Here is a 13,236-nt window from a genome sequence, read left to right as displayed (position 1 = left end):
CAATCGTGGGAGAGTAGGTCGTCGCCTTTTTTGAAACCCTTTATAGTGTTTAACTGTAAAGGGTTTTTTTTATATCCTGTTTTTATGAAATGTGAACTAACTACATAGATAATTACTTTTTATTGTTGGATTTAAAAAAGACTTGTACTAGCCTAGTATAGTACTCAGTTTAAACATTGGTAGATACATAGCAATAAGTATAAAACCAACAAATAAACCAACAAACATTATAATAATTGGTTCCATTATGGTCGATAGCATTTTTGAGTGCTGTAGAACCTTAGTGTTATATTGACTATTCAATCTTTCAAACATATCTTCAGTCTTATTAGTTTCTTCAGCTACTTTTACTAATGCAATCATTTTAGCATCAAATAATTTATGTTCACTTAAGGCATTACTCAATAATTTTCCCTTTAGTAATTGTTCTTCAACTATAATTAATGCACTTGTCAATGGCTGAAAATCTATCATTTCTTTTACCAAACCGACACTATTGACTATTGGAATTTTAGAGGCTGAGAGTAGTGAAATTGCTTGTGTGAATTGAGATAAGTAAACTGTTTTTACAAAATTGCCTATAAACGGAATTTTAGAAATTATAATTGCTTTGGCTTTTTTATACCATTCTTTTTTATTGATAAATTGTCTCGATATAAACAGCAGCAAGATAATCATTATAATAATCCAACCATAAGATTTTATGAAAGCTGAAGCATTAACTACAAATATTGTAACTGAAGGCAGCTCCACATGTTGTTGTTTAAATATGTCTTCAAACATTGGCACAACGAATTGTAGCATGAATATAACAACCAAGATAGCTGTACTTAATATTATAGATGGATAAGTTATAGCATTTATAAGTTGTTTGCGTTGTTCATTTTTTCTGAAATAGAAATTGCCTAATTGCATTGTAATCTTTTCTGTAGACCCTGTTTCTTCTGCAATTTTGAGTGAATAGTATTCATAGTTAGAGAATTCTTTTTTCGTTTTAATAGATTCTGATAAACTTTTACCTGTAACAATATCATCTATAATTGACTGTAAGATTGATTGTGTTTTATTTTTTTTTGTAGAGTTTTTAATTAATTGAATTGCATCTTTAATATGTATTCCTGCTTTGAGTAATACACTTAGCTCAGTATAAAGATCTTCTTTAGTTTTATTAGAAAATGCCTTTTTAAAAGATATAATTTCTTTGTCTAAAATAGAACTAGTATCTATGGCACTGTTATTACCATGATTTTTTGTTTTAATATTGTCTAATTGAAAAGCCATTAATTCATAAATTCTAATGCATCATTATATTTAAAAACAAATAATGATTGATTTTTATATTGTTTTGCTAATAACAGTTGTATTCCATCTACCTTACCTTGAGTTATTTGAGATCCGTTAAAATAGAGTCGCTTAGCCTCTAATTGAATATTAAATGTGTCTTTATCTCTAATAATGCAATTAGAATCAAACTGGTAGTTTATAGAATCAATGATGGATTCAAAACTCAATGTGTTTTCCGAATATCGTATAGATCTATAATTATTGATATCAATCCATAACGCTTGTTCTAAACGATTGAATTCTGTATTTAAATACAAGTTCTGTTCAATAGCATACATGTGTTTTTTTACTAAGGATAACACTGTAAATGATAACCCGATGACTATGACTGATATAATCATCACAATAACAATTTCGTTTAATGTAAATGCATTTGCTTTTATTCTCATTTTTTTTGTAAATCTTTTTCAATTAACTGATTAGACATATCATTAAAAGCTTTCATCTTTACAATTTTAGAGTTTCTAGTATTCGTGATGGTTATTGTCCAATTTTCAAAATCGCCTTGAAACGGTAGCTCAATCTTCTTGTTTATATATAGATATTCCAATTCATTTGTTTTAGCTTTTATAGCCCTCATGTTATGCTTAACTGTGCTGGCAAATAGATTATTTAATATCAAGCTGGATAAAATAAATATGACCATTATTAGCACTGTAGCAATCAATGTTTCCATAAGAGTAGACGCTTTTATTTTTTTCAGTATAACCATTTTGCGATATCTTTTTTAGAATTTTCGAATGGCAACGTAATAAACCTAGAGTCTAAGGCATCATTACTTATTTTGGCATTGTATAGATGATTCTGATAGATAGAACCAGCCTCTTTAATTATGAAATTATTTGTAAAAACACTTCCATCTACTGTGCCTCTGAGTTCTAGATTTTGTTGACAATAGATGACTCCTTTGATTAGTGTACTTGGATTGATTTTAATTTGAGGTTCATAATTATCAGATGCTGTTTTACCTAAAGAAACAATATGACCTTTAATAATTGAATGATTGTCAATAAAGATCATATTTGCCTTGTCTTTGTCATTTTTGCTTACATCATTCTTTAATAATAGTGTCGAAGGGTAGTCTAAAACCACATGTTTTCCAACATCGATTTGTTTAGTTGCAAACACTTGAAAGGTTCCACATACATAGTCTTTAATTTCAATTATTGGTGCTATGAGTATAACATCAGTAAGTTGAGCCGACTTATCTATGACTATTTTTGTTTCAGAATGAATACTAATATGACCTGTTATTTCAATGTCAGATAGATATAGGTCATTAGAACTGTATATCCGTTTTTCAGTGTTTTCAAAAGTATTGTTATGTTGTTTTGAATGCTCTAAACTTAAATCATCTTTATTAGTCTCTCTAAATGCACTATAATGCTCAAGTGTATTAATGTAGTTTAATAGATTAGCTTCAATTTTTGGTAGTCCTTTAGACTCAGAAATTTTACCGTTGATGTATGTTTCTCTATAATAAGATGTACCTGCTATATTCCCTGATTTTATGCCGCGTTCAGGAAGATAAGCATCGCCATCGATGATAGTATGACCTACAAGCACTAATGGTTTATTATTATCCTTTAGTACCAGAGTAGGTTGTTTTGTTTCAATTTGTATAGCACCAACTAATGCCGTTTTTTTTAGACTAAAGGTTTTTACCGTTGCAGTTGTATGTACTTTTTCATAGATACCCCAAAAACTCTTATGGACCTGTAGTGATTTATAGTCTTCAGAGTTTAAGTCTATAGCTACTGTATCCTCATATTTTAGATTGTTGTATAAGGTTTGGTTGATTCCATGATGTGTTAAGCCTACAGTATCTATAATATGATCTGTTTTTAATCTAAATTGCCTATGAATATGAATCAACATAATAAATGCAGATAATAGCAATGCGATAACCACCACAACAAATGTGACCAATTGTAAAGAACCTGCTTTTAGTTTTTTCATCACTTTTTATTTAGCGGAAATGATCTCAACCGATTTTTATAGCGCATCGTTACAGATTTAGCATTACCATGTACCAATGTTATACTATCTTTTACTTGTCCTTTTTTTAATAAATACTGAATATCACTGATGGTAATAATGAAAATCTGTTGCCTGTTTTTTTGTTGCTTAATAATACCTTGATACGCTATCGATTTCCACTTTACGGGTTTAATATTCGCTGAAGTTCTTTTGACCGTTTTTTGAGTACGTGTGTCCAGAAAAGGATCTCTATCTACTTTAGTTATAGAGAAGGTATCAATTTTGGTGTCTATTTTATAATTGGTAGTGGCTACAAAGGTATTCTGTTGTATTTCTGGTAGTTCAGGATTAAGAGCAGAAATAATTTTATAAGCTATGGTTCCCCAAACTATGAGAACAAAAAATAATAATGTGTATGTTTTTTTCTTAGTCTTCAATGGTTAAATTTTGAGTAGTATATAAAGTCTCGTAGGCAAAGTTTGTCGCTTTTACACGCCATTGATAATCACCTGTAGCTAAAATTTTTGAAAAGTTGGTGTTGCTAATTAAAGTATCCTCAACAATTTCTTCAGCATTGTCAAAATTTGGTGATGCTATTTGAAGTTGATATTCATCAGCAAAATCTAAGGGTTGCCAACTAAAATTAATATTGGTATTATCAATAACCAGATTGTTTGAAGGTGCTAAAATGGTAACTGTTTCATTTGAAATATCTTCCACTTCAATAAGTTCTTCACAGTTGAAAACGGCAAACACCAGTAGGATTATCCATATTTTTTTTGACATAACTTCATATTTTTTATGAATATAAAATTAGCGGTATCACCTCTTTTTTTGCTAAGGCTAAACCTTAGTAAAACTAAGCAGAAACCCTAGTTATGATTTGTTGAACGCAACCATTTTCAGTCTAAGACGTCTATAAAATAGAGCTAAGAATTTTTAAAATATGAAGAATGAACTACCATCTAATAGATTTTTTTTCACTCATTTTAAACTTTTTTATATGTATAAATGTACTTGCCAAAACATGGCCTAATATTAAGGTTTTACCTTAGTGAAACTATGCTGAAACCCTAGTGTTCATGCTGTTTGTGGCATTATTTGTGATTGTTTTTAGATGTTGAATTTATAATTAAATTCTTCAAAAGGGTAGTGTTTATATGGGATGCTTCACCATAAAAATTTAGAAAATCCTGGGTAACAAAATGAGTTTTTCGTCACAGAAGGGTAAATCACCCTATAAATTATTTGAAAATGCAAAATCGTACAAATGTTTTAATTGTTGAAAATGAGTCGCTAATTGTAGATATTTTACACAAAGCTTTTTCTAGTCTTAATAATGACAATAATCTTTTTAAGTTGAATGTCGCAGATAGTTGTGAGGCTTCTGTGTTAGAAATAGATCGACATCATGAGATAGACTTAGCCCTTATTAATATAAATATACCACCATGTCAAGGAAGTAAAGTCTTATTTGCTGAAGATATCAGTATGAAGCTTAAGGCCAAATTTCCATCGGCTAAGATTATTTTATTCTCGTCATATAAGAGTAATATCAAAATCAACTCCTTATTAAAAACAATGAATCCAGATTGCCTGTTAGTAAAAAGTGATATTACATTTGAAGAATTAATTAACGCTATCGAGACCGTTATTATAGAACCACCATACTACAGTAAAACAGTGATGAGTTATTTACGTCGTTATATCACTCAGGATATTGTGATTGATAAAGTAGATCAATTGATTCTTTACTATTTATCTATTGGAACTCGTACCAAAGATTTGCCAAAATTGGTACACTTGTCTTTAGGTGCTGTGGAGTTACGTAAGCGCAAACTAAAAGAAGTCTTTTGTATTGATAAAGGCGGTGATTCCAGATTATTAGAGCATGCCCGAGCACAAGGGTTTGTTTAGTCTTAACATTTATTCAAAAAGTAAAAGCCATGATGTGAGTCATGGCTTTTTATATTTGATGTTAGTGCAAACTTGGACGCTTGCGCTAGCTAGGATATACTCTTACTCAATAAAAATTTTAATACTTTGATATCTAACAATAGTGCTATTAACAAAATTAATATTGGAATTAATCCTGATAAATCACTCATTTTTACTTTTAAAATTTCATAAAATATATATATCAATGAAACTAGAGTTAAAAGAAGAACTAAAATAGTAACTTTCTTTAGTAGTCTACCTTTTTTAAAGGAATAAATCATAAGAATTATTGCAGAAAACACATTGACAGCAAAAAAAAATTGATCTATTAAATTTTCTGTTCCAGTTATTTTAATGATATGTCCAGAGGCACCATATAAAACCATCATGCCTAAAGATATTATAAACAACAATACACTTAAAATTCGAATTGTATTCTTCATGTGATTAATTGTCTTCGTCTTTTTCCTTTTCTTGTTCATTTCGAAATAAATAATCTAATGCAGCTTTAACAACTTTATTAAATTGCTCACTTGTCATTCCAGTTGCTGTAAACTTTATTTTATTGCTTCCATTAAAAGCATCGTAATTACCAGATAAAAGATTATGAACAGTAATTGCGGATTCAGTTATATTTTGTGCTTGAGAGGTATCACCGTATCTGTCATTCCATAAATGACCAAAACCAACGTCCGACCTGCCTTTATGGGCGTATGCATCTTGTAAAGCATGTAATCCTTGACCAAGAGCTTCTATACCACTACTATTTGCAGTAAGATCATTTAAACTTCCCGATTCAGCAGATTCAAATACTTTACTCCATCCAAATTCCATACCTCTTTTCATTGCACCTGCTGCTGAAATAGAATTATTTTCATCTTCCCATGGAGACCTCATAGAATGCCAAATATTAAAGTTTTTATGAGCAATATTAGGACTCCATCTTGTTACTTGAGATGCGCTTGTTCTACTATAATCAATGTTATCCCTATAGTGTTGTTTATCTGTTGGATGTGCTAAATTATTGGCTTTAATATGGGATCCAGGATTATCAGCAAAAACTGAAGAATAGTGTGCAATCAAATCAGCCTGTTTTTTCCCTATACCTGCAGCTGAAAGAGAATTATATGTCATATTGTAATGTCTTGTGACAGTCCACTTACCATTATGGTCTTCATTAACTATAGGGTTATTCAAAACATATTGATACGGTGATATAGGATAATAAGCTTCTGCCATTGGGTCAATATTCATCCAACGTCCAAGCGCTGGGTCATAATTACGTGCTGTGATATCAATCCATCCAAGTCCGAGTTCATTTTGTTCTTCTTTACTTCCAAATCCGTATTTATGATTTACACCATTGGTATTGCTATTATACCCTTTATGTTTCATACCAAACGGGTAGTAGTTATTTTCTTCAGTAATCTCTTCTTTATCATCAATACTACCATCCCCGTTAAAATCAGAATAAGCCAAACGAATGTTACTTAGATGGTCTTTGTATTGATAGACATATCTAAACTCATCTTTTTCAGGTTCAGCATAACCTTCAGGCTGTGAGAAGAATTTAAACTTTCCATTTTCATAGATATAATTCCCTGCATATTCGGTATGTTCCTCTTCTTTGATTATTTTCTTAAGTTTTGCTCCAGTGGCATCATAAATATAACGAATATCTCCTTGAGGTAAAATCACGCGCGTTGGTAAGTTTAAGTGGTTGTAATCAATACGTTCTATCCCTTTATTTCGATCTACGATCATATTACCATTAGCATCGTAATTATAATCTCCATTCTGCTGACTGATATTATCTGCAAAACCAATGTGATGGTGTCCTTCTTCTAAGACATCAACCAACTTATTACCTCCGTCGTAGGTGTAGGTCAGGTGATCCATATACTCAATGTAATTGTTAGTATTCCCATAACCACTACGTCTTAGTCTTGTAATATTTCCGTTTTTATCGTACTCAACTAGCTTGAGATTATGCTTGTTGTTTTCAGTAGGATTAGAGGTATTGATACTTTTACCATTAATGATTCTGTTAAGCGCATCATACTCGTATTTGTAGGCTCTTAATACGTCATCATTAGCGGTTTTCCATAGTGTTTCAGAAATATTACCATTAAAAAGCTTTTTATCATTATTGGTATGATAATCAATAGTGTTGTAGTTAATACCAAACGCAAACAGATCATTACCTAAATTATCAGGATTGTTAATGGTTTTAAGCCAACCTCTGATGTTATAGTTATAATCCACCTCTTGTAATCTTGAGGGAGCACTTGTTTTACCACCAACACCTTTACGAACGAGTTGTCCCAAATCGTCATAATGATTATGAGTAATCAATTCATTTTGATTGGCTTCATTGACATTTTGAACATGAGCAATTAGTCTGTTAGTATGATCATATTCAAATCGATCTACAGTAGAGATCTCTTCAAAGCCATCTCTTTTATGTGATGATGTTGTTTCTAAAGCTCTCCCATCAAATGACATATTGCTTTTGATTTGGTCTGTAGTTTTTAAATAGGCATTATGACTATAGATGTAAATGGGATTTGATTTGTCATCGTAATAGGTTACGGTTGTGATCCAATCATCCGTGTCTAAAACTCTCACTTTACTTCCAGTAGCTAATCCTTTAGGCTTAGAGAGTGGTGTGACGCCATAGGCAGATTGAGCAACCCCTTCTCCGAGATCAAATTTATAATTGTCGTAATAGTTAATGGTATAGAGCTCTTCTATTCCAAACTCTGGAAAGACGAAACTGTCATCCTCATAAAACACTGTAGTGCCAGCAATAGTGTAGGGCTTATCTGTTTTTGTTACCCATAACAGTTTAGCCACATCAGCAGCTTTCTGTGCTTTGATTCTATCAATCTCTGCAATGATTACACCAGTATAAGCCACTCTGCCAAAGACATCGTATTTGGTAAAGAGCCATTTGTTCTGCTCACGAAGATTCGCATCTTGGGTAAGTACAGGTTGATCTAGTCTATTATAGACAATCCATTCCCAGTCTTTACCTGGAATCTTTTTTTCTACCAGACGATTACGCTGATCATAGATGTACTGGTAACACAGTTCATTGAGTTCAGTACTATTTGGTGCATTAGCTTGTGCTTCTGCTTTTGGCGGTAAGACATAGGTGAGATTCCCAAAGCTATCATAGACATAATAGGTGTCATGAGCGACATTATTATTATAGGTGCGTTTTAAAACCACCTGACCTTGTTTGTTTGAAAAGGATTCAGTGGTATGATTTTTAGTGTTACTCCCATCATGGTTTTCATCTTTGACTACACTTTTAGAGAGTTCGTTTTCATTGTAATATCCGTAATTATTATTAGAAGATGTATTGAGTACTAAACTTGGTGAGTAGGTGTTATTACCAACACTAAGTGTGACTTCATAATGGCGGACTTCAGAAGACGAATTAGTGAGATAGTCCATTTCAATTTCATGACCATTGCCAAGTTTCCAATCTTTTCCTGGAGCAGCTTGCTTAAGTACTCTGCCAAGAGGTGAATCTTCAAGTTCTTTTTCCGAATAGGGATTGATATCAGCAAGGCTCATTCCTGGAAAGTCTTCTTCGTAGCTACTGTCATCATAATAGGACAGTGTTGCAGGTAAGGCATCGGTTCTGTAGTCGCTAATATTAGTTGAAGAACTGTAAGGCAGATAGTCTTTGGTTTTTCGCCCAAAGTCGTCATATCCAATATGAGTGATGATGTCCTCACTGTTCCCACCACCTCTAATGGCAATTTGCTGCGCAGGTCTTCCTAGTCCATCAAAGTACGTAATAGATTCTACTTTCTGAGAGTTACCAAGTGCATTGATATTAGTAGTTGCCACACGAGGTGTAATATTATGGATATAGTTAAGCTCAGTTGCTACAGGCGGCGGCGGTGCAGCCTCTTCAACGATTACTGGTAAACTCCCAAGGATAGTATTCTTTTTTCCTAAAAATAGAATACTCTTATTACCAAGGCCTGTCCACTGAATTACTGCAGAGTATGCCGTTCCTGAGGAGCTGGAAGATACAAGTGTACCACCATTGATATACCATGAGTGATTTGGTCTGTTGTTACCATCATCGTAGGTGTAGGTATGTGTACTACCTATGTCGACAGGAGATGGTCCGGTAAGATTTTGTGCATAGCTAAAACTACTAAAGGCCATACAAAGAAGTAACCCAAAGCTTAGTTTTACGAGTGCTGTGTTTATATGATATTTCATAATGCTTTTGATTTGTAATTATTAATTAATCCAATAGGTAGTGATACTTGTTTTCGCTGAGTACCTTTCCATCCTGATCTTTGACTCTAACCAGTCTGTGTAAATCATCATACTCGTAGTACACGGTATAGCCTTTAGGGTCAGTCATAGAAGTGACACCAATTAGCGGATCATAGGTATAAGTGGTGACCATGGCTAGCGGTAATGCTTGTCGCAAATTGTTTTGTGCATTTCTAAGGGTGTTTTCGTTACACGCTTGAGAACTCATACAACTAGAGGTATCAAAATCTGATGCATTTTGAATACTATTTACGAATCCTGCCACCTGACTGTAGGTTGCATTTTCAATCTTGGCTACAGGTAAGCTTTTATCGTATCCATAGATATAGCAGATGTCCATACCATCTTCTCTGGAGACGTGAAGAATGTTACCATCAGCATCATACTTTTTAAATCTGATACGATTTTCAAGAGGGTTGGTACCTTTAGCCGTTTGAATAAGAGAGGGTTCTAATACACCGCTCTGCCATGCATATATTGTTTTTGTTTTACTTTTTAATTCTTCTGGAGCTGCAAATCCTGGATATCCATCTTGGTTGTCATCTTTATAAGTATGAGTTTCGAGCGGTACAAAACGGTGTTGTTCAGCTAATGCTGTAATCGGATTTGGGCTGTAGGTTTCAGGATGAATTGTATAATCGCTAACCAGTTCCTGTGGATATGAAAACGTTTGAATAACAGGTTTACCATCACTAGTTACTGTAGTTACCATGTCTGGTTGATAATGCACATCATAGTTGAAGCCAGTTTTAGTTTTTGTCACTAAAGTTGGATTTTGATTGCCGTCATACAAAGTTTCGATAGTTTCAGACGTATCTAAGGTGCCACCTGTAAAATGGAAGATCTTAATTTTTGAATCTCCTTCTACTTCATCTATAATACTATTTCCTACAAAATGATGGACAAGAGGTACTCTCACATTGATATTTGTTTCCTCATAGAATATATCCGGTAGATTTGTTGGAATATTATCCGTGTTGTAGATCACTGTTTCAGGAGTTAGAATGGGATTTTCTAAACCATCAATTGTTTGAATAGGCAGCGGAAGCACATCTCTATAATCGTCATTTGCAACGAGGTACTCATTATCTATTTGTTTGACTCTACTGTAACTTCCGTTGTCATTACGTTTATAATCAATGATTTGGATAGGTAAGCCTCTAAGCCATTCGTTATCGGTTGGAGGTGTGCGTGGTCGAGCAGTAAAATCGCCTGAATCTTTTGTAACTAAGAAATTATAGCTTCGTTTTCCGTAGTTATTATTTTTATCTCCATAAAATTCCTCGACAAATTTGTAACCTATGGTGTTTCCTTGATAGGTACTAAATAAATGATATGGCTCATAAATAGCCTCAACGGGCTCTCCACCATAATCTAAAGTTACACTGTAGTTAAAGTCGGAAATTCCTAAAATGATTCCTGAGTTATTATAATCATAGGTGCGTTTAGAAACGACAGTATTATTTTCATCTAAAAACTCAATTTGTTTAATGCGTTTACCTGCAGCATACAATACTGTATCCTCATCAGCAACCTGATCTGTCCAACTTAAGGCTGCTATAAAAAAACCGCTATTAGGATCATCGGCTTGCGCATATGGATCCCAATTATTTGGAGTATGTACTTCGAGTTGATACTCACCCGCAGGAATCCACATAGGCAATGAGTTTGTCCAGATGTATATGGATTCAGAAGGGTCTGGACTATTATTTCCGTCTATAGGGACTAATCGGATTCTAAATTCACAATCGGCAGAACCTTCAACACAGGCCTCCATTTGATTTACCATGTTCCATTCAGGCAGTTGAATATTAAAATTAAATAGCGAGGCGCTTGTGACTGTAAATCTTTCAGTTTTATAATAACCACCGTAAATCCCACCAGGATGAAACAGTCCGTTAGTAATTCCAATATTAGATAAGCTTATCGCTCCTCCTGAATCTGGATTTATATCTGGTAATGAAATACCGTCATATTCAGAACCAATTCTACCTATATTATGCTCGTAAGTGAATCGAGTACTACCTGCAGTAGGGTAGGTGATTTTTTTTAACATTCCTGCTTCAGAAAGTGTTGTATCTACACGTCTGTTGTTTCCGTAGCCACATAAAAAATGTCCATTGTTCTTTCCATTATAATATCCCCAATAATCTTTAGAATTAGAATGTCGGTTTGGTAAAATCTCAGAGTTATAGGTAAATACATAAGGTGGTTTTGATACACCATTAAGACCAACTTCAGTTATAGAGTCTAAGACCAAGCGTTTACGAGCAGAAGGATTCATAATTCCTAGAAGTGGCAGATGGTTAGAATTAGGGCCATTATCATCATTACTAATCATGTAATGATGGCTTAAATTGAAGGTTTTGTTAAGCGTGAAATCTGTAACCATCTCTCCATTGTCAAGATAGGTGTGACTTTGCTGATAGAGTTTTATTGCGTCTAACTCTTTGGCATCTGAAGGCCAGGCATCACTGGAGGTGTCATCATCAGAAGTGTCTATAGATGTATACATGTCTTCTCTTAGATCATTGCCTTCAAAAACAATTTTAGTATAATCGCCATCTGCACCATAATTGTATCTAATCTCTGATAATTGCCATTGTTGTACTCTAACTAAATCGGTATAATTATGGAGTTTTTCATTGGAACTAGCCTCAATATTGTATTTGTCACCAGATCTCCTATACATATAATTGGTTTCTTTAGTATATATAAGATGAGCTCGATCACCATTTGGACTTACAATTTCTGTTAAATGCCAAGTATTATAATATGGAAAGAATGCCCATTCATCTGCCATATCAACTGGCTCTTGAAGAGGGTCAACTACACTATAGGTGCCATTAGCTTTAAATGTGTATTTCTTTTGCGTATAGTTAACATCAGCCACTGGATTATATGCGTTTCCGGAGCTGTCGATGCCAAAATAGTACCTGTAGCCGTTTTTATCAGTTACAATAAATCCAGCGATACCTGATCCCACTGTATCTCCACCACCCATGACATGTTCTATGATGATATCATCATATTTTTGAGCAAGAGGCTTTGAATCTTCATAGTTGAAAATGAATTTACTGGAGAGATCACCAGCTGAAAGGGTGAAAAGATCAGGGAGTTTATCATAATCATAATCTGAGGTTTCACTGAATCTAGTCGCTAAATCTGAAGCTAAATTAGTGTTAGATTCATTGTTAAATACATCATTATAAGTACTGAAGGTGTCTCCAAAGATTCCGGTGAAACCATCATCAGCTTTATGTCTTACTTGTCTACTGATCTGACCACTAGCATTAAGCGCCCAACCTAGTCCAACTCTTGAAGCAGTTTCTGAAACTTGGAGACCTCGAGCATGATAATTTATACTCACTGGAAAACTTTTGTTTCCAACATTGAATGAAGTAATAGGTATAGAAATATTAGGTACTCCTGTATAGTGTGAAATGGGGATTTCAGTAAATTTTCCCAGTGCTGCAGCTTCAGGTGCAGGAGGTACAATATTTGGTAATTCTTGAGCCCATATACTTCCAGAAGCTATAAATAAGAATATTTTAAATACAATTGAGGTGTGTTTTTTCATTTCAATATTGATTTTAATAGTTAACACTTGATCGTCTATTTAAATCAATTGAAAAAGAATGGATAACAATTAATAAGTCTGTTAAG

Annotated in this window: 10 protein-coding genes; 1 reads left to right on the top strand and 9 read right to left on the bottom strand. The window is 33.5% G+C overall.

The features are described 5' to 3' along the window. Window positions 1-147 precede the first annotated feature (147 nt). From Q0951_RS04845 to Q0951_RS04820, 6 genes are read right to left on the bottom strand one after another with little or no spacing between them, the layout of a single operon-like run. Entirely contained in the window at window positions 148-1,281 is a 1,134-nt protein-coding gene (locus tag Q0951_RS04845; RefSeq protein WP_299334942.1) for a type II secretion system F family protein, read from the bottom strand. Beyond that, window positions 1,281-1,733 (bottom strand): hypothetical protein, encoded by a 453-nt coding sequence (locus Q0951_RS04840; RefSeq protein WP_299334938.1) that lies wholly within the window; start codon window positions 1,731-1,733, stop codon window positions 1,281-1,283. The genes Q0951_RS04845 and Q0951_RS04840 overlap by 1 nt, the downstream gene beginning before the upstream one ends. Next, on the bottom strand, window positions 1,730-2,020 hold the full coding sequence (locus tag Q0951_RS04835) for a hypothetical protein (protein ID WP_299334935.1): 291 nt from the start codon (window positions 2,018-2,020) through the stop codon (window positions 1,730-1,732). Before Q0951_RS04835 ends, Q0951_RS04840 begins: the two co-directional genes overlap by 4 nt. Before the next feature lie 23 nt (window positions 2,021-2,043). After that, window positions 2,044-3,303 carry a hypothetical protein gene (locus Q0951_RS04830; RefSeq protein WP_299334932.1) on the bottom strand — a complete coding sequence of 420 codons (1,260 nt, stop codon included), beginning with the start codon at window positions 3,301-3,303 and terminating at the stop codon, window positions 2,044-2,046. Further along, window positions 3,303-3,761, bottom strand: coding sequence for a hypothetical protein (locus Q0951_RS04825; RefSeq protein ID WP_299334929.1), 459 nt, complete (start codon window positions 3,759-3,761; stop codon window positions 3,303-3,305). The genes Q0951_RS04830 and Q0951_RS04825 overlap by 1 nt, the downstream gene beginning before the upstream one ends. Continuing rightward, window positions 3,751-4,110 carry a hypothetical protein gene (locus Q0951_RS04820; RefSeq protein WP_299334926.1) on the bottom strand — a complete coding sequence of 120 codons (360 nt, stop codon included), beginning with the start codon at window positions 4,108-4,110 and terminating at the stop codon, window positions 3,751-3,753. Before Q0951_RS04820 ends, Q0951_RS04825 begins: the two co-directional genes overlap by 11 nt. A gap of 468 nt (window positions 4,111-4,578) precedes the next feature. Between Q0951_RS04820 and Q0951_RS04815 the strand changes: the two genes are divergently transcribed. Further along, window positions 4,579-5,241: a response regulator gene (locus Q0951_RS04815; protein WP_299334924.1), complete on the top strand. Its 663-nt coding sequence runs from the start codon at window positions 4,579-4,581 to the stop codon at window positions 5,239-5,241. Window positions 5,242-5,330: 89 nt separating this feature from the next. On the opposite strand, the gene Q0951_RS04810 is transcribed toward Q0951_RS04815, so the two are convergent. From Q0951_RS04810 to Q0951_RS04800, 3 genes are read right to left on the bottom strand one after another with little or no spacing between them, the layout of a single operon-like run. Further along, complete coding sequence (locus tag Q0951_RS04810; RefSeq protein ID WP_299334922.1) at window positions 5,331-5,705, bottom strand: hypothetical protein; 375 nt, start codon at window positions 5,703-5,705, stop codon at window positions 5,331-5,333. Window positions 5,706-5,709: 4 nt separating this feature from the next. Further along, the gene (locus Q0951_RS04805) at window positions 5,710-9,510 is read right to left on the bottom strand and encodes a DUF6443 domain-containing protein (RefSeq protein WP_299334919.1); all 3,801 of its coding nucleotides are present in this window, start codon (window positions 9,508-9,510) and stop codon (window positions 5,710-5,712) included. 25 nt (window positions 9,511-9,535) lie between these two features. Further along, complete coding sequence (locus Q0951_RS04800) at window positions 9,536-13,150, bottom strand: RHS repeat domain-containing protein (protein WP_299334916.1); 3,615 nt, start codon at window positions 13,148-13,150, stop codon at window positions 9,536-9,538. Window positions 13,151-13,236 lie beyond the last annotated feature (86 nt).

It is taken from the genome of uncultured Psychroserpens sp., assembly GCF_947501425.1.
In the GTDB taxonomy this organism is placed as follows: Bacteria; Bacteroidota; Bacteroidia; order Flavobacteriales; family Flavobacteriaceae; genus Psychroserpens.
This window is presented reverse-complemented; position numbering and strand designations above follow the sequence as displayed.